Below are 20,099 nucleotides of genomic sequence, written 5' to 3'. Positions count from 1 at the left end.
CCCCCCGGGGCTCCCGGGTCCCGGCCGCGCCCCCTATCTCCCCCCCCCGCGGCTGGCCCGGGGGGGGGGGGGGCGGGGGGGGGCCCGCCGCGGGCGCAGCGCGATGGCGCCCCCGCGTGTAAAACCTGCGTCGCGCCGGCGGAGTGCCGCGCCGGATCAGTCCGCGTGGGCCGGGCAGCCGCAATGGTGGCAGGCGGCGCTGTGGCGCAGGCGGGCGCTCCAGATCATCCCCCCGGCCAGCAGCATGCCCCCCGCCGCGTGCGCCAGCGTTTCCGCCGCGCCCGTCCACCCCGCCAGCGCCGGCGCGGACCAGAGGACGAGGCCCGCCAGCATGGGCACCAGCACGGCGCGGCGGCCGTGCGCGCGAATCCCGCTCCACGCCATCAGCGCCGCCAGCACGGCCGACGTGGCCTGCACCACCGCCTCGCCGCGGTGCCCCAGGGCCAGCGCGGGCGCCGCCATCACCAGCACCGGCGACGCCAGGCAGTGCACCGCGCACAGCAACGGGACCGCCGCCGCCCAGTCGATCGCCGCGCTTCCACCCTCCGTCCGCGTCATACCCCATCCTCCACAGAGAAAACAAGCGCCGGAAGCGCATGCGGCGCTCCCGGCAGATGATTAATGATAATCCATTTTCATGTTTGGCGCAACCAGGGATCGCCGTCGTACCCTCGGCTGCGAACGGGCGAGGCGGGAGGCTTGACGTGGGCGGGGCCGTAGCTATCTTGTCCAGGCCGGAGGTAACGGGAAGCTCCATTTTTGAGCCAACAGTTTTGAAGCCGGGGCCATCTTTTGCGGCCGACGCCACGCCCCCCGCGGGAAGGCGGAATGCCGCGAGGAAGCCACCCAACATGTTACGACATGGCTTCAAAAATCCTTCCCGTTGCCGCCCGGCCCAGGCCGGCCCCGTATTGCGGGGCTGGCCTTTTCTCGCTCCCTGAGCAGGAGGCCTCGTGCCCACGGTTCGCGTTACCCGCCGCGTGCACTTTAGCGCGGCGCACCGTCTGCACAGTCCGGCACTCTCCGACGAGGAGAACCGGCGCATCTTTGGCCTGTGCAACAGTCCCAACTGGCACGGGCACAACTACGAGCTGGACGTCACCGTCGAGGGCAGCCCCGACCCGGTGACGGGGTACGTCGTGGACCTGGGCGTGGTGCGCGAGGCCGCCGAAGAGGTGATCGGCGACCTGGACCACCGCAACCTGAACCTGGACGTGCCCTGGCTGGCGGACATCATCCCCAGCACCGAAAACCTGGTGGTGGCCATCTGGGAGCGCCTCAAGCCGCGCATCCCCGCCGGGGGAACGCTGGTTCGCCTGGTGCTGTGGGAAACGCCGCGCAATTCCGCGGAATATTCTGGAGAGTAGATGACGGACATTCTTGCGCCGCACGGCGAGCCGACCGTGACGGCCGAACCGGAGACGGAGTTCCAGGCGCTCGTGCGCCGCATGCTGAGCGAGCTGGGTGAGGATCCCCAGCGCAACGGCCTGATCAAGACGCCCGAGCGCGTGGAAAAGAGCCTGCGCTGGCTCACCCGCGGGTACAGCCTGTCGGTGCGCGACGCCATTGGCGATGCGGTGTTCGAGGAAGACCACCACAACATGGTGCTGGTCAAGGACATCGAGATGTACTCCATGTGCGAGCACCACATGCTGCCGTTCTTTGGCAAGGTGCACGTGGCGTACATCCCCAACGGCCGCATCGTGGGATTGAGCAAGCTGCCGCGCGTGGTGGAGATCTTTGCGCGCCGCCTGCAGGTGCAGGAGCGGCTTACGGAGCAGGTGGCGCAGGCGCTGATGGAGGTGCTGCAGCCGCAGGGCGTGGGCGTGGTGATCGAGGCCGCGCACCTGTGCATGATGATGCGCGGCGTGGAGAAGCAGAACTCCAAGACCGTCACCAGCGCCATGAAGGGCGTGTTCCTGGACGACCTGGGCACCCGCGAGGAGTTCCTGCGCCTGGTGCACCCGGGCAACGGGTAAGGCGCAGAGCGCTCCGGACGGTACCTGCGAGGGGGCGCCCCCTCCGGGCTCGCACCACTCGCCCACCTCCCCCAAAAAAGACTGGGGGAGGTTGGGTGTGGGGCAGGGGGGCGAGTGCTTCGGAGGGTCCCGCGCGAGGGGCGCGCCCCCTCCGCTCGCTTAGGCTCGCACCTCCCCCAAAAAAGACTGGGGGAGGTTGGGGTTGGGGCAGGATTTGGAGTGCTTCGGAAAGTCCGCGCAGGCCCCCTCCGGGCCGGCACCACCGGCCCACCTCCCCCGAAACTGCCGGGGGAGGTTGGGTTGGGGCCGGCAGGCGCGGGGTTCGGATGGAGTGGTGCGGGATGGTGGGCCGCCCCCCTCCCCGGCCCTCCCCCACAAACTGCGTGGGGGAGGGAGGTGCGACGCACCTGTCCGTCGAAGCGGGACCGAAGTTCTCCCCGCTCCGTGAGGAACGAACGGGGAGGGGTTGGGGGAGGGGCACCCTGTCGGGCGCAGTGCGGTGCCTGGCGTATCGCCGCGATTTGTCGGCAAAATGTAATGGGCTGGTTCCATCGTTCCGGTCTTGATCTACGTCCACGATCATTCCGACGCTACAAGACCAGGTGAGGGGAGGCGGGCATGGCGGGTGAGCTGCAGGGCAAGACGGCGCTGGTAACCGGCGCCTCGCGAGGCATAGGGCTGGCCATCGCGCGCGAGCTGATCGGCGCGGGGGCGTGGGTGGCGATGGTTTCGCGCACGGCCGAGCCGCTGGCGCGCGCCGCCGAGGGCATCGGCGGCCACGCCATCCCCGGCGACGTGTCCACGACGGAGGGCGTGCACACGCTGGCCACGTACGTGGGCGAGCTGCTGGGCGACGCGCCGGACCTGATCGTCAGCGCGGCGGGCGCGTTCTCGCTGGCGCGGCTGGACCAGGCGTCGCCCGAGGACTTCGACCGGCAGATCGCCGCCAACCTGCGCGGCCCGTTTCTGCTGGTGCGCGCCTTTCTCCCCGCCATGCTGCGCCGCCGCACCGGCCACTTCGTCACCGTGGGCTCCGTGGCCGGGCAGGCGGCGTTCCCGGAGAACGGGGGATACGCGGCCAGCAAGTTCGGCGTGCGCGGGCTGCACGAGGTGCTGCGGGCCGAGGTGCGCGGCACCGGCGTGCGCGCCACGCTCATCGAGCCCGCGGCCACCGACACGCCGCTGTGGGACCCCATCGACCCCGACGCGCGGGCGGACCTTCCGTCGCGCGCGTCCATGCTGCGCCCCGAAGACGTGGCGCGCGCGGTGCTGTTTGCCGCGACGCAGCCCGCGGGCGTGCAGATCTCCAGCATCGCCGTAGAGGCGGCAGGCTGAGGCCATGTTTCTGCTGAACGTAAAGGCCAGCTACGATTCCGCGCACTTTCTGCGCAACTACAAGGGCCGCTGCGAGAACCTGCACGGCCATCACTACGTGGTGGAGGCGGGTCTCGCCTTTGACGACGTGGGCGAGGGCGGCATGGCGTTCGACTTTACCGACGCCAAGCGCCACCTGCGCGCCATCGCCAACGAGCTGGACCACCAGAACATCAACGACCTGGAGCCGTTCACCACCCTGGAGCCCAGCGCGGAGAACCAGGCGCGGTGGATCTTTCAGCAGATGCAGGCGCGGCTGGGGGCCGAGGTGGCCGAGCACCTGGCCTACGTGCGCGTGTGGGAAACGCCCAACCAGTGGGCGCAGTACTCGCTCAAGCCCACCTGGTGACCGGCGGATGTACATCCTGCTCACCGACGCCCTGACCTGCCCCCGCTGCGGCCCCGACTTTGGCCTGCTGGTGCTGTCGGACCGCATGGAAGATCGGCGGGTAATCGAGGGCGCACTGGGCTGCCCCAACTGCCGCACCTCGTATCCCATCCGCAACGCCGCCGCCGACCTGCGCGCCGGCGCGTCGGCGGCGACGGAATCGGCCGCATCGACCGAATCCGCCGGGGCCGCGGAATCCGCTGAGCCTGGGCCGACTGAAGACGGGGCGGAGGGGGCGATGCGGCTGGCGGCGCTGATGGGGCTGGCGGGGGCCAGCGGGCTGGCGATGGTGGCGGGACCCGGCGCGCGCCACGCGGCGGCGGTCAGCGCGCTGGTGCCGGAGCTGGAGGTGGTCGCGGTGACGGACCGCCCCGACATGGATCCCGCGCGCGAGCCGGGGGTCAGCCGGCTGGCGGCGGGGGACGCGCTGCCCTTTCGCGGGGGCGCGCTGCGGGCGGCCGCGCTCACGGGCGGGGCGGGGGACGCGCGGCTGCGCGAGGGGCTGCGGGTGCTGCAGGCCGGCGCGCGGCTGGTGGTGGACGGGGCGGAGGCGGACACGGCGGAGCGGCTGCGGGCGCTGGGGGCGGAGGTGCTGCTGGAGGAGGACGGCGTGGTGGTGGCGCGGGCGCCGGGCCGGCCGGTGGAGCTTCGCCGCAACGCGGTGCGGTGAAATCGTGATCATTTGGTTGCGCGGCACCGCCCCGGCAGAGTACCTTGGATCGCTTCCGAAGGCGCAGCCGCGGCCCTCGCCCGCCGGCCATCGCCGCCGCCCGGGCGGTACCCCCAGGTTCTATCCCGCATCTCCCCATTTGTGACCATGTCCTGGCTCACGAACCTGATTGGAGGCCGTTCCGACTCGCGCGAGCGAGAGCCGGACTACTACGAAGAGGGCGCCGCCCTCCTGATGCAGGAAAAGTATCACGAGGCGCTTACCTCGTTCCGGCTGGCACTGCGCGAAAGCCCCAACGACACCGACGTCCTGCAGCAGATCGCGGTGACCTACACCCGCATCGGCATGACGGACGAGGCCATGAAGACGTACCGCCGCGTGCTGGAGCTGAAGCCGCACGCGGCCGGAGCCCACTACGGGCTGGCCTTTCTGCTGCTGCAGGGGGGAAGCACCGACCAGGCGGTGGCGCACCTGCGCGCCTTTCTGGCCCGCCCGCCCGCCAGCAACGCCGACCGGCACGTGGCCCACGCCCGCGCCACCCTGGCGGAGCTCACCGGCGAGGGCGAGGGCGCGCCGTCGGAGTTGCAGCTGGACCTGTGACGGCGGAGGGCGCGTCGGAGCTGGTGCTGGCCCTGTCGACGGCGCCGGACGCGGAGCAGGCGGAGCGAATCGCCCGTGCGCTGGTTGAGGAGCGGCTCATCGCCTGCGCTAACCTGGTTCCGGGTGTAACCTCCATCTACCGGTGGGAGGGCGCGGTGCAGGCCGAGGCGGAGGTGCTGATGGTGATGAAGACGCGGCACGCGCTGGTGCCGCGCCTCAAGGAGCGTCTGCCGCGGCTGCATCCGTACGAGGTGCCGGAGCTGGTGGTGACGGCGGTAGTGGATGGACTGGACCCGTACCGCCGCTGGGTGCGGGACGAGACGGAGGGATGATGAGGGGGCAGGGCAGGACCGGAGGGGCCGGCGCCCGTGGAACTTTGCAGCGGACATGGCTCGGATGATCAAGTCGGAGGACGAAGCCGAGAAGCAGCCCCAGGAAGCCGCCGCCGTCGAGGAGGAGGCTCCGCGCAAGCGTGGCTCCCGCAAACCGGTGCGCGCCGGCGGCCCCGCCGCCGACGGGCCGGACCCGTGGGCGGCCAGGCTGGAGCGTGCCGAGCAGCTGGAGTCCGCGGGCAGCCACGTCGACGCCGCCGAGCAGTTTCAGGCCGTGGCCACGGCGCAGCCCGACAACCTGCGGGCGGCGCTGGGCCTGGGCTCAGCGTTGGCCGCGCAGGGCAAGTACGACGGGGCGGAGAAGGAGCTGCGTCGCGCGCTCAAGCTGGCGCCCGACGACACCGAGGTGAACTACCAGCTGGGCTACACGCTGTACAAGAAGGGCGTGTACGCGGCCGCGGCCACGCAGCTGCGCCGCGCGGTGGAGCTTGACCCGGACCACTCCGCCGCCTTTCTGGTGCTGGGCGAGGCGCTCAACCAGATGGCGGACAGCGACGCGGCCATCGACGCGCTGGAGTCGGCGATCCGCCTGGCGCCGGAGAACGGCAAGGCCTACTACGCCATGGGCATCGCCTACGACCGCAAGGGCAACCACGACCGCGCGGCCGAGATGTACCGCCTGTCGCGCGAGGTCGCCAAGACCGCCTGATCCAGCTTTCCGTGGATGATGGATGACGACCGCCCGCGCTCTCCGGAGCACGGGCGGTTTCGTTTGGGCAGGATCCGCAAAAGAATGGGTCTCACACGGAGTCAACGGAGTTAACGGAGTTTTCTCTTGCGGTTCCTCTGTTTGCGGTGCGAATTCCCAAAGATTGGGCCTCACACAGAGTTAGCAGAGTCAACAGAGTTCTCTCGTGCCGGTTCCTCTCCTCTCGCGGTGCGATGTCGGAACCGGATCGAGAGTATGGATACAAGTTGGCAAACGGCGTCATTGTGAGAGGGTGCTGGAAACCTCAGTTGTTCCTTGAGAAGCACACTGTCATCCTGAGGGAGCGCACGCCGGAACCCTCATGGCCACAAAAGCTTGCGCGCGACCGAAGGATCTTTGTCGGGTCGCGCGAGACCCAGCCCTCGGGAGCCGTTCAAGGCTCCTAAAGCAGCTCACGGCGCGGCGCAGGAGTAAGAAAGGACGCGGGAGGGTGGATTCCCTCCGCGTCCTTTGTCTTCACGTCTGCGCCCGCGCTGTTGGAACGGGGCGAGGCGGATCAGGCGAGCGCGGTGGCGGCGGCACGGCCGCGGTGCAGGCTCATCGTGGCCAGCAACGCGCGGTACGACATGCCGGACATGATCACCCAGACGATCATCCGCCCGAGCAGGAACACGCCGGCCATCATCGCCAGCACCTGCAGCAGCACGGTGATCACCGACATCGCCAGCAGCAGGCCGGCGGCGACGCGGCTGTGCATCTCGCGCAGCGCCAGCGCCAGCCCGCCCACGACCACGAAATCCAGATACCACAACGAGCCGATGCTTTCCCGGTTCGTGTAGCCGAACACCAGGTTCAACGCCGCCAGGAAAAAGAAGCGGAGGGAGGCAGTGCGGATGGCCTGCACTGCGTCATCCGAGTCCGCGATGCCGGCGAAGTGCTGGCGGACGCCCGCACGTTGCGTCGCGCGGCCCTGCAGCTTGAAGGTGGCACCGGCCATGGCGGCGGCGTTCCCCGCGGCACCCGCATAGGCCGGCGCCGGCGTGAACGGCTCGAGTGCCGCGGCGCCGCCAACGGGCACGCGAGCGGTGTGGTGCGAGCCGTCGGGGAGCGCGACCCACTGCAGCACGGGGTTCAGGATTCCGCAGCGCGGGCACGAGCGGGCGCTGGGTGCGGTCGCGTTTCCGCAGTCTCGGCAGGGCTTCACGGGAGTGGTGGATCAGGAGGTTTGCAGATGTGGGGTGGGGAAGGAAACAAATTGCGCAAAAAACGCGCATGACGCAATCCCATCCGCACAATGCGCTCCCATGGAGTCGTCCCCATCCGTGCGTGTGGAGAGACGGGGTAGACTGACCCGGTGGACAAACGCGCGGCATCCATCCATCTTTCCCCTGCCCGCCGCATCCGGCACACCCGGACCCGGCCGGCCTTCCATCCACCAGATTCGAGACATACGCATCCCGCTGATCCTGACCGGTGTTCACCCCACTTTCACCGTCAGGAACGGAGTCTATGCGTATGTCTACTCACCCAACCGACGTTCGCGTCGTCGCGGAGCGGCTGGCCTTTTCGCTGGCTGACGGCCGCACCCTCTTTTCCGATCTAACCCTCGGCTTCGGGCGCGAGCGCACGGGGCTCACGGGCGCCAACGGCACCGGCAAAAGCACCCTGGTGCGCCTGCTGGCGGGCGAGGTGCGCCCGTCGGCCGGCAGCGTCGTGCGCGCGGGCACCCTCGGCTACCTGCCGCAGGATTTTCAGGTGCGCGCGGACCAGCCGCTCGCGGCCGTGCTGGGCATCGCCGATCGTCTGGCGCGCGTGGAGCGTGTGCTGGCGGGCCACGCCAGCGCGGACGAGCTGGATTCCATCGGCGGCGACTGGGACCTGCGCGAGCGGGCGGAGGCCGTGCTGGCCCGGCTGGGCCTGTCGCACCTGTCACTCGACCGCCCGGTGCTCAACGTGAGCGGCGGCGAGGCCACCCGCGTGGCGCTGGCCGGCGTGCTGCTGGCCGAGCCCGACTTTCTGCTGCTGGATGAGCCCACCAACAACCTGGACGCCGCCGGGCGCGAGGCGCTGTACGCGTTCGTGGAGGGCTGGACGGGCGGGCTGCTGGCCGTGAGCCACGACCGCGGCCTGCTGCGGCGGATGGAGCGTATCGTCGATCTCACGCCCGGCGGCGCGCGGGTCTACGGCGGCGGCTACGAGCTGTATCGCGCCCAGCGCGCGGCCGAGGCTGAGGCGGCCGCGCGCGAGCTGGCCAGCGCGGAGTCTACCCTGCGCCGCGCCAAACGCGAGGCGCAGCAGATGCGCGAGCGGCAGGACCGGCGCGACGGCTGCGGAAAGCGCCTGGCCGCGGCGGGAGGCATCCCCAAGATCATGCTGGGGATGATGAAGGAGCGCGCGGAGGGCACCGGCGCCCGCGTGCGCGAGACGGGCGCGCGGCTGGTGGAGGACGGCCGCGCGCGCCTGGACGCCGCCCGCGAGCGCGTGGACGAGCAGGCGCGGCTGGCGCTGGACCTTCCCTCCGCGGCCGTGCCCGCCGGCAAGACCGTCGTGGAGCTGGAGGGCGTGACGTACGCGCATCCCGGCGCTGCGTCGGCCGTGGTGGACGGCGTGTCGCTGCGGATCACGGGGCCGGAGCGCGTGGCCATTGTCGGGCGCAACGGCAGCGGAAAAACCACGCTGCTGCGGCTGATCACGGGCGAGCTGCGGCCGGACGCCGGCACGGTGCGGCTGGGGCCGCCGGCGGAGGAGGTCGCATTCTTCGACCAGCACACACGGCGGCTGCGCGACGATGCGTCGGTGCTGGAGAACTACCGCGCAGCGAATCCCGACGTGGACGAGACGGCGGCCCGCCACGCGCTCGCCCGCTTTCTGTTCGAAGGCGATGCCGTGCACCAGCCCGCCGGCTCGCTGAGCGGGGGCCAGCGGCTGCGGGCGGCGCTGGCGTGCGCGCTCAACGGCTGGCATCCGCCCCGCCTGCTGCTGCTGGACGAGCCCACCAACCACCTGGACCTGGACAGCCTGGAGGCGCTGGAGCAGGTGCTGCGCGGCTACGACGGCGCCCTTCTCGTCGTCTCGCACGACGCCGCGTTCCTGCGGGAGATCGGCATCGACCGCCGCATCGATCTGGGCTGATGCGCATTTTTCGTTGATCCGGAACCGAAAAGAAACGCGTTGATTTCCTGAGGGAGCGCTCACGCGGAACCGTACTCCACACAACCGCATACGCGCGACCGAAGGATCTCGGTAGCCCCACCGCGGAGTCAGATTCGAGGCGGAGAGCCAGCCCCACGGTGGCCGAGAGAAGATCCTTCGGTCGCGCGCCAACCGTGTTGCGGGCGGCAGGGATTCGGGCTGCGCTCCCTCAGGAAATCAACATTTTTCTTCCAGGCCGTGCGTCTCAGCGAACGTAGCGCAGGCCCAGCTGGATGGTCGGGTACCAGCCCTCGGTGCGGCGGACGTAGGCGAACTCGGGAGGGCCGGGGGGCGATGGATCAAAGTCATAGAAGGTGTCCTCCACCCAGTTGCGGTCGGCGCCGGCCTCCGCCTCGAACCGCCAGCGGCCGCGCACCTGCACGCTCGCCGCCGCGCCGAACCACGGATGCGCGTCCGCCGTTACGCCCACCGTCCCCCCGGCGACGGTGAGGGTGGGCGCGCGTGGGCTGGCCGTGAGCGCGACGCCGACTCCGGCGCGCACCCATCCGCCGCCTCCCAGCCCGCCCGTGCGTCGGAAGCCGGACCGACCCTCCTCGTCTTCCACGCCTTCGGCGCCGGACCCGGAGATGGGGATCGCGAACACCAGCGCCCGCGCGTCGGCGAACGCGAACACGCGTCCCGTCGTGCGCACCTGCACACCGGGCGTCAGGAAGAGCGGGGAGGCGTTGATGGTGTGGATGGCGTCCAGAGCGGCGAGCCCCATCGCCAAATCCACCCGCACAGGCGGCTGGCGCTCCGCGTCGGACGCGTCCTGGGCCACGGCTCGGCCAGGGCTCGTCAGCAGGATGCCGAGGAACAGGCGGAGCAGGGCGGGGCGGATGGAGCTGATCATCAGGCGAGTGGCGCGGGCGATGGAAGGGTTCGGGAGCGGGGCAGGGAACAACGCGCAGCCCTGTTCCATCGCGACAGGAGTCTCGTGAATGAGCGGGATTTCGGCGGTAACTCCATTGCTCGCGGATATGTTCCGATGACTCTCCGGTAGCGGACGCGCCGGGTGGGCGGAACGTTATACCAGATCCGGAAAAACACCTCACCTCAAGCTGGACTACGGGAAACAGAGGTCAGGGTACAGAGGAACAGACAACAGCCAGAGGAACAGAGGACGGAATGCGGATCACCTCTGTTCCTCTGGCTGTGCTCAGTCCCTCTGTACCTTCCGATGTTGTTTCCCGGATTCTGGAGTACCCGTTCAGAGTTCCAACGGGATCATTGGCTCCGCGGGCGGACGGCACGGTGTTGGGCTGGCGCGCGGATGTGCCGGATCGGACGATACCGGCGCCGCCGTCAGCCTTCGACGGCGGCGTTGGGGAGGTCGGCGAGCAGGCGGGCTGCGGCTTCGGGGGGGAGGGGCTGCGAGAACAGGAAGCCCTGGCCCAGGTGGCACCCCATCTCGTGCAGCGCGCTGGCGGCCTCGTCCGTCTCCACCCCCTCGGCCACCGTCTCCAGCTTCAGGCTTCCCGACAGCGAGATCACCGTCTTGATCACCGCCACCAGCGCGGGATCCACGTGCATGTCGTGCACAAAGGAGCGGTCGATCTTGATGGTGTCCACCGGCAGCCGGTGCAGGTACGCCAGCGACGAGTAGCCGGTGCCAAAGTCGTCCACCGCCACCCGGATTCCGCTGGCGCGCAGCCGCTGCAGGATCAGCCCCACCGCGGCGGGATCGTCCATGATCACGCTTTCGGTGATCTCCAGCCGCAGCCGGTCGGCCGGAAAGCCCGTCTCGCGCAGGATATCGTGGATCTCCTGCACCAGCTGGGGGTGCAGGAACTGGCGGCTGGACAGGTTCACGCTCAGCCACAGCGGCTCGGTGAGGGCGTAGGCGCGGCGCCATTCCTCCATCTGCCGGCACCCCTCGCGCAGCGCCCATCCGCCCAGCGCCATGATCATCCCCGTCTGCTCGGCCAGGGGGATAAAGTCGTCGGGCGAGCGCAGGCCGTGCACCGGGTGCTGCCACCGCATCAGCGCCTCGAAGCCCACCAGCTCGCGGGTGTCCATCACCACGATGGGCTGAAAGTACAGCCGCAGCTGGCCGCGCTCCACCGCCTCGCGCAACTCGCTCTCCATCTCCAGCTGCTCCAGCGAGCGCGCGTGCAGCTCCGCGTCGGCGATCTCAAAGCGGGCGCGGCCGCGGGCCTTGGCGCGGTACATGGCCGCGTCGGCGTCGCGCAGCACGTCCTCGGGGCGCGAAAAGCCGATCGAGCTTACCGCGATCCCCAGGCTGGCCGTCACCAGCACCTGCTGCCCCGCCGCGTCGAACGGACGCGCCAGCTCGTGCTGAATGCGGTGCGCCACGGCCGACGGGTTCTCCACGTCGTGCAGCAGCAGCGCAAACTCGTCGCCGCCCAGCCGCGCCACGCTGTCGCCCTGGCGCAGGCACGCCTCCAGCCGGCGCGACAGCGCGATCAGCACCTGGTCGCTGGCCACGTGGCCAATCCGGTCGTTAACCACCTTGAAGCGATCCAGGTCCAGAAAGATGACGGCAAAGTGGTGCTCCGGATGCCGCTGCGCGTAGGCCAGGGCACGCTCCAGCCGGTCCAGGAAAAGCCCGCGATTGGGAAGGCCGGTCAGCGTGTCGTGCAGCGCATCGTGCAGCAGCTGGTCTTCGTACTGCTTGCGCTGCGACACGTCCGTCTGCGAGCCGGCCATGCGCACGGTGGCGCCGTCGCGGTCCGCTACGCGCACGCCGCGCACCAGCACCCAGCGCCAGCTTCCGTCGGTGTGGCGGATGCGGTGCTCGGACTCGAAGTGGTTTCCGGAAGGCTCCGCGGGCTTCGTGAGCTCCGCGTGGACGCGCTGGCGGTCTTCAGGGTGAATGCGGGCGAACCACGCCGCCGGGTCCGTGCCCATCTCGCCGCCCACGATCTCCTTCCAGCGGGGGGAAAAGTAGACGGTGCCGGCGCGCACGTCCCAGTCCCACAGCCCGTCGTGGGCGCCCAGCGCCGCCAGGGCGTAGCGCTGCTCGCTGGCGGCCAGCTCGCGCTCCCCCCGCAGCCGGTTGCGCACGACCACAAAGAACAGGACCAGGATGACGACCAGGTAGCTGCCGAACAGCAGCGGACTGAGGCGCGGCGCCGGCACGCGCGAGGCCACGGCGGCCACCCCTGCCAGCGTGAGCGCGCCGTACACGGCCAGCGCATGCGTGCTGCGGAACAGCGTGCAGATGATGGCGCTGATGACGACCAGGCCCAGCGCGTACTCGGGCGCGAAGTCGTTCAGCAGCAGCAGCCACAGCACCCAGCCGGTGATGACGCCGAACAGCGTGTACATCCCCCGCAGCAGCAGCGGCGTCCGCGGGCCAAAGGAAAGCCCCACGACCACCAGGCACGCCGCGGCCACCACGAAGCGGTACAGCCAGGGATCGTTCGCCTCCGGCAGCACCGCGCGGTACACCAGGCCAAACGCCAGCACCGCCACGGCGGCCAGCGCGGCCACCAGGCGGTAGGTAAGCACCTCTTTCTCCGGAAATGCGCCGGCGCGGCGGGCGATCTCGTGTGGCATGCCGGGGAGGTGAGGGTGCCGCGGACCCGGCGGGGCGCGTTCAGCCGCTCGGGCCGGGGAGAGTGGATGCTGCGGATCTGCGATAGAAAAGCGTTGTGGAACGCTAAGGCCTGCGCGGTCCCGGCGGCAAGGCGGGGCTCCGAACGCGCCGTCTCGGTTGCGCCGGTCACACCCAAGCCGCGTTGCGCGGGCCGCGGGCGCGCGGGTGGCCGGAACGACGTACGCCGCCCCGCCGCCGGGTCCGTGTGGGCGGATTCTGGCGGGCGCAGCGGCGAACCGTTCGCTCCAGCGGCGTGGGAGCCGCGTCCGCCGGGCCGGCGGACGCGCGAGGGGTCAGGCCAGCGTGACGCTTTCCACGATCTCGCCGTCGCGCACCAGCGCGTAGCCGGTCACGCGGCCCTGCTTGTTGCCGGACGAGGGGTCCGAGAACGCCCACACCTCGTCGCCGGCGGCGGCCTGGCGCTGCAGCTTTTGCCACGCCATGCGGTTGCGCAGCCCCGCCCGGTCCGGCAGGGTCTGGTCGTACGAGGTGGGCGCGTTCTCTACCCGCTGCGTCAGCCAGTCCGTCTGAATCTTCATCGTTCAACCACGTCCCAAGAAAGAAAAGCGCGGGCCACGGCCCCGTACCTCCAAAGCTAACCCCGAACGCCTTTCGGCGATACGCCCCGGAAACGCGCCGCGGGTGGGGGGATTTGCCGACAAAAGGCGCCGCGCGGACGGGCTGCTGAACGACTGAGCATGGCCCTTGCAGACGTACGCTGCCGTTGGAAGGCAGGTTGGCAATCACAGGGACATGGGACGGAGACGATGGCACGCGAGACGGGCACTGTAGAGCGGTTCATGGACGACAAGGGCTTCGGGTTCATCAAGCCTGACTCCGGTGGCAAGGACGTCTTCGTCCATCACTCCGCGATCGGCGGCAGCGGCTTCAAGTCGCTTTCGCAGGGCCAGCGGGTGGAGTTCGACCTGGTGCAGGATCCCAAGGGTCCGCGCGCGGAGAACGTCCAGACCATCAGCGAGTAACACCCCGGCCGGCTTCGGCCGGCCTGGTTGTGCCTCGCGGGGGTGGTATCGTGTGCCGGCCAACGGTGGTGCGTTGGCCGGCCCGCGGACGTCCATCGCCTGATGGAGGAGCCTGGCACGGGGACGGTGGAACGGGCGGATGACCATCCGCGCGTTCCGCTGGCTCCGTGTTGCTCATAGCAGATCCAGCAGCCCGGCGGGGGTGAGCGGGATGCCGCCGGCCGACAGGTCATGGATCGAGATCCACAGCGCCTGGTGCCGCCCGCCTTCCGGATCGATCCCCTCGAACTCCCCGGCTTCGTAGACGTGCGGCTCCGCCACGCGCGCTTCGAAGGCGAAGACGATTTCGTGTCCGGGGCGGCCCGCGTAGGTGAACAGGTTCTCCAGCACGCCCAGCGGCCGCACGTCGCGCAGCGTAAGTCCGAACTCTTCCTTCCACTCGCGCGCGACCGTCTGCGCCGCGCGCTCTCCGAACTCGATGTGGCCGCCGATGGCGCGGTAGAAGCGGGTGCCGTCCGCGGGGTCATGTCCGCGTTCCACCAGCACCCGGTCTCCTTCGCGGATGATGGCGACCGCCCTGGCCCGGACCGCCGCTCCGTCCCTCTGCCCGCTCACGGGCGCGGCCGCGCGTTCCACATGTCCAGGTGCATGCGCCACCCCGCCGGGGTGCGGCGCCACACGATGACGTACTTTCCGTGCGTGGGCCCGTACGGAGTGCCGTTCACCGTCCCGGAGATCTCGTACACGCCGTAGTCGTATGCGTGGTTTCCGTCGATGCGGATCTCGGTGGGGGTGGCGCGGTGATGGGTGACGGTCTGGCCGGCGCCGAGCGTCCAGTAGCCGCGGATGGCGTCGGCTCCCGTGATCATCTCGCTGTTGTTGGGAAAGATCACGGCGTCGGGCGTGTACAGCGCCAGCATCGAGTCCACGTCCCCGCGCACGTACGCCGCCGAGAATTCCCGGCTCGCCGCTTCGATCGCCGCGACCTCCGTATTGCCCCCTCCGCGCCAGTCGAACTCGTGCTGCGACGAGACGGCGCACCCGCCCGATGCGAGCAGGCAGATCAACAGCAGAACCGAACGCATCATTCAGCCTTGTTGGATGTGAATCATCACCGCCTCCTGGAGGCGCACTGTCATCCTGGGAGGGTGTTGAGAAACCTCAGTTCTTCGTACAAAGCGCACAGTCATCCTGAGGGAGCGCCACGCGGAACCTTCAGGAACACAAGAGCTTACGCGCGACCGAAGGACCTTCTCTCCGCCACCGCGAGGCCAGATGCGGGGCATGAAGCCAGCCTCACGCTTCTGCCGGCAAGGTCCTTCGGTCGGCGCCAGAGTAGTGTGTATGAACAGGTTATGGAACTGCGCCTCCCTCAGGATGACTGGCACGATTCGAGGTTTCTCAAAACCCTCTGATCCTGATAATGAGGGAGCCCACCACGCGAATGGTACTCTCCACATCTGCACAACAGGTTGCGCGCGGACGAAGGATCCATGCCGGATTGCGCGAGAGCCGGGCCGTCGGTCTGATTCTTCCGGATAAGGAAAAGAAGGGGCTCACACGGAGTCAACGGAGTCAACGGAGTTTCTCGTGGCGTTTCCTCTCTTCTCGCGGTACGCGTTGAGAGAGGGTGACCGCGGACGCAGTCGATCGCACCTGGTGCGCGATCTTGAGAACCATCCATCCACTCGATGATTACGATGTGCGGCATCCTTGTGAGAGCCGCATGTCTTTTTCGAATCAAGGGTTTAGATAGCCGGAGATGAACGGTGATTGACGAGCAGGAGCAGGTCGTTCTGGTGGATGAGCAGGACGTGGAGGTGGGCGTGGCGCCCAAGCTGGCGGCGCACATGGATCCGCGCCTGCACCGGGCATTCTCGGTCTTCGTCTTCGACGCGGAGGGGCGGATGCTTCTCCAGCGGCGCGCGGAGGGCAAATACCACTCGGCCGGGCTGTGGTCGAACACCGCCTGTGGCCATCCGCGCCCCGGCGAGCCCACCGCCCAGGCCGCGGCGCGCCGCCTGGACGAGGAGATGGGCTTTCTGTGCCCGCTGGAGCACCGCACCACGATGCTCTACCGTGCCGACGTGGGCGCCGGGCTGGTGGAGCACGAGCTCGACCACATCTTCGTGGGCGTCTTTCAGGGAGAGCCGGTTCCGCACCCGGACGAGGTTTCCGAATGGCGCTGGGCCAGCATCGCCGACCTGCACGCCGACGTCGCGGCCGCCCCGGAGCGCTACACCCCCTGGTTTCGCCTCGCCCTGGAGAAGCTGTTCCCGGAGTGAGGCACGTTCACTGAATCCGGTCCGGCGCGTCAGGCCTTAAGAGCGTGTTTAAGGATCGACCATGAGCTTGATTCCTGAGGGAGGCGGACGGCCGCTACTTTGAGCTGGATGGCCCCACGGAGGACGACCACCTTTTCATCGCGCACGCCCGTGACGACGTGCCGCGCCTGCTGGCGGCGGTGCGGCGCCTGCGGGGTGGGGGAGGCGGCGGAGCGAGGCCTGGGTCGGCGCGGTGACGCATGCGCGGGCAGGGATGCGAGGTCGCGCGGCCCGTCCCGCCCCGGCGGCAGGACGTTTCCGGCTCAGCGCAGATACGGCGGGACGTTGCTGGCGATGATCCGCAGCTCTTCGTCGGTGAGCGGCAGCCGGCGCCGGACCTCGGTCCAGTGGCGGTCGGCGGAGGGGTTCGCGTTGGTGCCGGGTGAGGCATCGGACGCGAACAGGATGCGATCCAGCCCGATCTGCCGCATCCGCGTGGCCATCAGCTCCGCCTGCGCCGCGCTGATCCCCGCGTAGACCAGCCCCGCGAAGTCGAAGTACAGGTTGCGGGTGCGCGGGTCGCCGGCGGCCCGCAGCCTGGCGAACGCCTCCAGCGCCTCGGGCGAGGTAATGCCGGGCCCGTTGCCGGCCAGGTGGGCGATCTGGATGGTGACGTCCGGCGCCGCGGAGGCGATCTCGTTCAGAAACAGCTCCACCTCGGCGGGCCCGTAGAACCTCCCCGGCTCCAGGTGGACGATCATCGCCATCCCGTTCTGGTTCGCGGCGGCAAAGAGCGCGCGGAGCTTCGACACGTGCGCCGGATCGTCGAAGCGCACGCCCGCGTCGCCGACGTTGATCTTGATGCCGATGACGCCCGGGATCCGCGAGCACCGGACCAGTTCAGCGACCGCGAAGTCGCGCAACGGGTTGATGCCGCACGCCATCACCAGGCGGTCCGGATAGCGCGCCACCTGCTCGGCGGTCCAGTCGTTCTCCATCCGCACCGCGGTCGCCCCGTCCTCGACCGGCGTCATCCGCCGGGTCCCACCCTCGCCCAGCCAGAAGCCCGCGGAGATCACCACGGCGCGGCGGATGCCGGCTTCATCCAGGTCGGCGATCAGGCGCTCCGCGGTGATGGGCTGCGTGTAGCGGGGCGGTGTTTTGCTGGTCGTGCTCTCCGTGGCGATGCGCCAGCGGCCGTCGTCGCCCCTGCGGATGCCGAGCGAAAAGTTCTGGAAGTGTGAGCCGCTTGCCGAATCCACCACGGTGCCGGCAACGTAGCCGTGCGTATCCCCCGCCGAATACACGCTGGGCACGTACCGCACGCGCGCCGTCTTGGGCCACAGGTTGATGTACCGCATGAACCACTGCCTGTCGTCCATCCATCCTGTGGGATTGACGTGCGCGTTCAGCATTCGCGCGTCGGCGGTAAAGACGCCGCCGAACTCCTCGATGCGCTCGACGTTGCCGAACAGGCGCGCCCGGTCGTGCAGCAGGCGCGACAACTCCGCCGGGACTTCAACCTCCGGCGCGGGCGGGTCGGGGAGGGGAAGCGCGTAGGGACCCAGCAGGTGCACGTGGTAGTCGGCCAGCGGCACGATGTCGGAGCGATGGATCGGCGCCGGGGCAGCGGCTGGCACCGCCGCCGCGCAACCGCTCAGCATCCACAGAATCGCAACGACGACTGAGAAACGCATCATCAAGCTCTCTCGGGAGATTCGGGATACCGAAGCAGCACGCATCCGCGGCTCGCCGATGAAAGCTATCGAAGCCGGACGAGGGTTAACAGCTACAGTGTACGTGGATTTCGACCTGCACAGTTGATCCTCAGGCTCAGTGATCATCGGGTGCTGCTGAACAAGAGGTGCGCTGTCATCCTGAGGGAGCGCACACCCGTAATTTTCATGACCACAACCATTTGCGCGCGACCGAAGGATCTTTGTCGGGTCGCGCGAGGCCCATCCCCCGGGAGCCGTTCAAGGCTCTCGGTCAGGCCGACGAGATCGATCGGTCGCGCGCAGGCGGTTGTGATGATTCAGGCTGCGGTGTGGCGCTCCCTCAGGAAATCAGCGGCATTCCCGTCCAATCAGAAATCAGCGGCTTTCCCGTCCAATCAGACGCGGCAGAATCGAGATACGAAAAAGCGGAGCCGGGTGACCGGCTTCGCGTTGCGTTGAACCCGAAATGGAGGCCACGACGCGCCAAGCGGGTTGCGGAGCGGGTGGATGGTTCTCCAGATCGCGCTTCAGGTGGTGCGATCAGCCTGATTCTGCGCACCGTAGAGATCATCCGCCGATCCGCATGCCTTTTCAAAAAAACGCGGATGGCCCCCTGCCGCATTCCACCTGCTTCCCGTTCCCGAAATCCTCACAAAAGATTGGTGCCTCGTCGACCGCCCCACCTGCACCCGACACCTGGGAATCCCCGGCCGCGAGATCGGAGGAAGCGGCACGTAAAACTCTGCTAACTCTGGTAACTCTGCGTGAGGCCCATTCGTTTGCCGCACGCGATGAGCGCGTCAGAAACGGCACGTAAAAACTCCGTTGACTCCGTTCACTCCGTGTGAGGCATTCTTCTGCGGACCCGGACCCTAGCTCGCGGCTTGGCGGCGCGCCGCAGAGCGCCAGGCAAAGTAGATGGGCACGCCGATGGCCACGATCCCGGCCGCGAGCAGCGTCGCCGCCGGCCGCTCAAGGAGCGCGTTCACCATCATCGCCAGCGTGCCGACCAGAAAGACGGCGGGGACCAGCGGATATCCTACGGTGCGGTACGGGCGCGCCAGGTCGGGACGGCGGCGGCGCAGGACGAACACCGCGGCCACCGTCAGCGCCAGGAACGGATAGAGCAGCAGGACAAACGCCTCCGCCAGCTGCTCGAAGGTGCGCACCGACGCGTTCAGCGCGGTGAGCACCACCAGCAGCACCACCGCCACGTGCGGCGTCCCGAAGCGCGGATGCACCGCCGCCACGCGCCGGAAGAACAGCCCGTCCTCCGCCATCGCGTAGTACACGCGCGGCCCCGTCATCAGCCCCGCGTTAAGCCCGCCAAAGGTGGAGAGCATCACCAGCGCCGCGATCAGCGCGGCCCCGGCGGCGCCCGCCACGCGCGTCACCGCATCCACCGCCACCGCCTTGGACGCGGCCAACTCCGCCAGCGGCAGCGCGTACAGGTACGCCACGTTGATGGTCAGGTAGGTCGCGACGATCACGATCGCGCCCCAGGTGAGCGCCCGCGGCAGCGCCCGTCCCGGGTCGCGCACCTCCCCCGCGATCAGCGTGGCGGCGATCCAGCCGTCGTACGCGAACAGCGCGGCGACCAGCGCCACGCCAATCCCCCCCAGTCCCGCCGGCGCAAAGGTGACCGGCTGGGCCAGCGCGCCGCCGCCCTGGCCCAGCGCGAAGATGGCCGCCGCCGCCAGCAGGATCGCCGCCACCTTGGCCACCGTCGACGCATCCTGGATGGCCGCGCCCAACCTTACGGAGCGATAGTTGGCCGCGCCCACCAGCACGATCAGCGTGATCGCCGCCAGGCGCTGCCCCAGCCCGCCCATCGGCACAAAGGTTCCCAGGTACGCCACGAACACCAGCGCCGTCCCCGCCGACGCCGCCGAGCGGATGAAGAACCACGACCAGCCGAACAGAAACGCCGCCAGCGGCCCGTACGCCTCGCGCAGGTACACGTAGATGCCGCCCGCGCGCGGAAACGCCGCCGCCAGCTCCGCGATGGTCAGCGCGCCGCACAGCGTGATCACGCCGCCCAGGATCCACACCAGCGCGATGGCCCCCACGCTCCCCGACTCCGCCGCCACCGTCGCCGGCACGCGAAAGATCCCGCTGCCGATGGTCAGCCCCACGGCGGCCGCGGCGGCGCTCCACACCCCCAGCTTGCGCGGCAGCCCGTCCCCGTTTCCCGCCGACGGATGCGCGGAAGAAGCGTGCGTTGTGATCACGGGTGTCGCGTGCATGTGGATGACGGGCCGGGAGAGCAGGGAAGACGCGAGGAGTCGCCCGACGAAAGGCGTCCGCGCGGAATGGAGATGCGGATGC

General features: G+C 69.4%; 20 protein-coding genes. 11 read left to right on the top strand and 9 right to left on the bottom strand.

Annotated features, from left to right (window positions below; translation table 11 throughout):
- Positions 1 to 156: 156 nt before the first annotated feature.
- Positions 157 to 558, bottom strand: coding sequence for a MerC domain-containing protein (locus ACOJUJ_RS07670; protein WP_420126271.1), 402 nt, complete (start codon positions 556 to 558; stop codon positions 157 to 159).
- Between the two features lie 395 nt (positions 559 to 953).
- Here ACOJUJ_RS07670 and ACOJUJ_RS07665 point away from each other — a divergent pair, with 395 nt between their 5' ends.
- The 8 genes from ACOJUJ_RS07665 (at position 954) to ACOJUJ_RS07630 (ending at position 6,052) form a co-directional block, all read left to right on the top strand.
- Entirely contained in the window at positions 954 to 1,367 is a 414-nt protein-coding gene (locus ACOJUJ_RS07665; RefSeq protein WP_420126270.1) for a 6-pyruvoyl trahydropterin synthase family protein, read from the top strand.
- On the top strand, positions 1,368 to 1,979 hold the full coding sequence (gene folE / locus ACOJUJ_RS07660) for a GTP cyclohydrolase I FolE (protein WP_420126269.1): 612 nt from the start codon (positions 1,368 to 1,370) through the stop codon (positions 1,977 to 1,979).
- A gap of 618 nt (positions 1,980 to 2,597) precedes the next feature.
- Positions 2,598 to 3,314, top strand: a complete 717-nt coding sequence (locus ACOJUJ_RS07655) for an SDR family oxidoreductase (RefSeq protein ID WP_420126268.1) — start codon at positions 2,598 to 2,600, stop codon at positions 3,312 to 3,314.
- Between the two features lie 4 nt (positions 3,315 to 3,318).
- Complete coding sequence (locus tag ACOJUJ_RS07650) at positions 3,319 to 3,702, top strand: 6-pyruvoyl trahydropterin synthase family protein (RefSeq protein ID WP_420126267.1); 384 nt, start codon at positions 3,319 to 3,321, stop codon at positions 3,700 to 3,702.
- A 7-nt stretch (positions 3,703 to 3,709) separates the two neighbouring features.
- Positions 3,710 to 4,411: a Trm112 family protein gene (locus ACOJUJ_RS07645; RefSeq protein WP_420126266.1), complete on the top strand. Its 702-nt coding sequence runs from the start codon at positions 3,710 to 3,712 to the stop codon at positions 4,409 to 4,411.
- Positions 4,412 to 4,558: 147 nt separating this feature from the next.
- A complete protein-coding gene (locus ACOJUJ_RS07640) occupies positions 4,559 to 5,011 on the top strand; it encodes a tetratricopeptide repeat protein (protein ID WP_420126265.1) in 453 nt (150 codons plus the stop codon).
- Positions 5,008 to 5,343, top strand: a complete 336-nt coding sequence (gene cutA / locus ACOJUJ_RS07635; protein ID WP_420126264.1) for a divalent-cation tolerance protein CutA — start codon at positions 5,008 to 5,010, stop codon at positions 5,341 to 5,343. The genes ACOJUJ_RS07640 and cutA overlap by 4 nt, the downstream gene beginning before the upstream one ends.
- 64 nt (positions 5,344 to 5,407) lie before the next feature.
- Positions 5,408 to 6,052, top strand: coding sequence for a tetratricopeptide repeat protein (locus ACOJUJ_RS07630; protein WP_420126263.1), 645 nt, complete (start codon positions 5,408 to 5,410; stop codon positions 6,050 to 6,052).
- 556 nt (positions 6,053 to 6,608) lie between these two features.
- Here ACOJUJ_RS07630 and ACOJUJ_RS07625 read toward each other — a convergent pair.
- Positions 6,609 to 7,178, bottom strand: coding sequence for a hypothetical protein (locus ACOJUJ_RS07625; protein WP_420126262.1), 570 nt, complete (start codon positions 7,176 to 7,178; stop codon positions 6,609 to 6,611).
- 389 nt (positions 7,179 to 7,567) lie between these two features.
- On the opposite strand from ACOJUJ_RS07625, the gene ACOJUJ_RS07620 reads away from it, so the two are divergent.
- Positions 7,568 to 9,184, top strand: coding sequence for an ABC-F family ATP-binding cassette domain-containing protein (locus ACOJUJ_RS07620; RefSeq protein WP_420126261.1), 1,617 nt, complete (start codon positions 7,568 to 7,570; stop codon positions 9,182 to 9,184).
- Positions 9,185 to 9,449: 265 nt separating this feature from the next.
- Here ACOJUJ_RS07620 and ACOJUJ_RS07615 read toward each other — a convergent pair whose 3' ends face one another.
- The 3 genes from ACOJUJ_RS07615 to ACOJUJ_RS07605 form a co-directional block, all read right to left on the bottom strand.
- Positions 9,450 to 10,097 carry a hypothetical protein gene (locus tag ACOJUJ_RS07615; RefSeq protein WP_420126260.1) on the bottom strand — a complete coding sequence of 216 codons (648 nt, stop codon included), beginning with the start codon at positions 10,095 to 10,097 and terminating at the stop codon, positions 9,450 to 9,452.
- A gap of 452 nt (positions 10,098 to 10,549) precedes the next feature.
- The gene (locus ACOJUJ_RS07610; RefSeq protein WP_420126259.1) at positions 10,550 to 12,766 is read right to left on the bottom strand and encodes a putative bifunctional diguanylate cyclase/phosphodiesterase; all 2,217 of its coding nucleotides are present in this window, start codon (positions 12,764 to 12,766) and stop codon (positions 10,550 to 10,552) included.
- 333 nt (positions 12,767 to 13,099) lie between these two features.
- Complete coding sequence (locus ACOJUJ_RS07605) at positions 13,100 to 13,345, bottom strand: hypothetical protein (protein ID WP_420126258.1); 246 nt, start codon at positions 13,343 to 13,345, stop codon at positions 13,100 to 13,102.
- Between the two features lie 228 nt (positions 13,346 to 13,573).
- Here ACOJUJ_RS07605 and ACOJUJ_RS07600 point away from each other — a divergent pair, with 228 nt between their 5' ends.
- Positions 13,574 to 13,789, top strand: a complete 216-nt coding sequence (locus ACOJUJ_RS07600; RefSeq protein WP_420126257.1) for a cold-shock protein — start codon at positions 13,574 to 13,576, stop codon at positions 13,787 to 13,789.
- 174 nt (positions 13,790 to 13,963) lie between these two features.
- On the opposite strand, the gene ACOJUJ_RS07595 is transcribed toward ACOJUJ_RS07600, so the two are convergent.
- Both ACOJUJ_RS07595 and ACOJUJ_RS07590 read right to left on the bottom strand, forming a co-directional pair.
- On the bottom strand, positions 13,964 to 14,404 hold the full coding sequence (locus tag ACOJUJ_RS07595) for an NUDIX hydrolase (protein ID WP_420126256.1): 441 nt from the start codon (positions 14,402 to 14,404) through the stop codon (positions 13,964 to 13,966).
- Positions 14,401 to 14,874: a YybH family protein gene (locus tag ACOJUJ_RS07590; RefSeq protein WP_420126255.1), complete on the bottom strand. Its 474-nt coding sequence runs from the start codon at positions 14,872 to 14,874 to the stop codon at positions 14,401 to 14,403. The genes ACOJUJ_RS07595 and ACOJUJ_RS07590 overlap by 4 nt, the downstream gene beginning before the upstream one ends.
- A 684-nt stretch (positions 14,875 to 15,558) precedes the next feature.
- Here ACOJUJ_RS07590 and idi point away from each other — a divergent pair.
- Entirely contained in the window at positions 15,559 to 16,074 is a 516-nt protein-coding gene (gene idi, locus ACOJUJ_RS07585; RefSeq protein WP_420126254.1) for an isopentenyl-diphosphate Delta-isomerase, read from the top strand.
- Between the two features lie 302 nt (positions 16,075 to 16,376).
- Here the strand turns inward: idi and ACOJUJ_RS07580 are convergent, their stop codons facing one another.
- Positions 16,377 to 17,753 (bottom strand): amidohydrolase family protein, encoded by a 1,377-nt coding sequence (locus ACOJUJ_RS07580; protein ID WP_420126253.1) that lies wholly within the window; start codon positions 17,751 to 17,753, stop codon positions 16,377 to 16,379.
- A gap of 890 nt (positions 17,754 to 18,643) precedes the next feature.
- Entirely contained in the window at positions 18,644 to 20,002 is a 1,359-nt protein-coding gene (locus ACOJUJ_RS07575) for an APC family permease (protein ID WP_420126252.1), read from the bottom strand.
- Positions 20,003 to 20,099: the final 97 nt, after the last annotated feature.

The organism is Longimicrobium sp., assembly GCF_048594345.1.
In the GTDB taxonomy this organism is placed as follows: Bacteria; Gemmatimonadota; Gemmatimonadetes; order Longimicrobiales; family Longimicrobiaceae; genus Longimicrobium.
The sequence above is the reverse complement of the archived record's forward strand: the minus strand, read 5'-3'. Positions and strand labels throughout refer to the sequence as shown.

Coding starts and splice junctions, on each gene's coding strand:
- ACOJUJ_RS07670 (WP_420126271.1), bottom strand. CDS start 558: ATGACGCGGACGGAGGGTGGAAGCGCGGCGATCGACTGGGCGGCGGCG.
- folE (WP_420126269.1), top strand. CDS start 1,368: ATGACGGACATTCTTGCGCCGCACGGCGAGCCGACCGTGACGGCCGAA.
- ACOJUJ_RS07655 (WP_420126268.1), top strand. CDS start 2,598: ATGGCGGGTGAGCTGCAGGGCAAGACGGCGCTGGTAACCGGCGCCTCG.
- ACOJUJ_RS07650 (WP_420126267.1), top strand. CDS start 3,319: ATGTTTCTGCTGAACGTAAAGGCCAGCTACGATTCCGCGCACTTTCTG.
- ACOJUJ_RS07645 (WP_420126266.1), top strand. CDS start 3,710: ATGTACATCCTGCTCACCGACGCCCTGACCTGCCCCCGCTGCGGCCCC.
- ACOJUJ_RS07640 (WP_420126265.1), top strand. CDS start 4,559: ATGTCCTGGCTCACGAACCTGATTGGAGGCCGTTCCGACTCGCGCGAG.
- ACOJUJ_RS07630 (WP_420126263.1), top strand. CDS start 5,408: ATGATCAAGTCGGAGGACGAAGCCGAGAAGCAGCCCCAGGAAGCCGCC.
- ACOJUJ_RS07620 (WP_420126261.1), top strand. CDS start 7,568: ATGTCTACTCACCCAACCGACGTTCGCGTCGTCGCGGAGCGGCTGGCC.
- ACOJUJ_RS07615 (WP_420126260.1), bottom strand. CDS start 10,097: ATGATCAGCTCCATCCGCCCCGCCCTGCTCCGCCTGTTCCTCGGCATC.
- ACOJUJ_RS07610 (WP_420126259.1), bottom strand. CDS start 12,766: ATGCCACACGAGATCGCCCGCCGCGCCGGCGCATTTCCGGAGAAAGAG.
- ACOJUJ_RS07605 (WP_420126258.1), bottom strand. CDS start 13,345: ATGAAGATTCAGACGGACTGGCTGACGCAGCGGGTAGAGAACGCGCCC.
- ACOJUJ_RS07600 (WP_420126257.1), top strand. CDS start 13,574: ATGGCACGCGAGACGGGCACTGTAGAGCGGTTCATGGACGACAAGGGC.
- ACOJUJ_RS07590 (WP_420126255.1), bottom strand. CDS start 14,874: ATGCGTTCGGTTCTGCTGTTGATCTGCCTGCTCGCATCGGGCGGGTGC.
- ACOJUJ_RS07580 (WP_420126253.1), bottom strand. CDS start 17,753: ATGATGCGTTTCTCAGTCGTCGTTGCGATTCTGTGGATGCTGAGCGGT.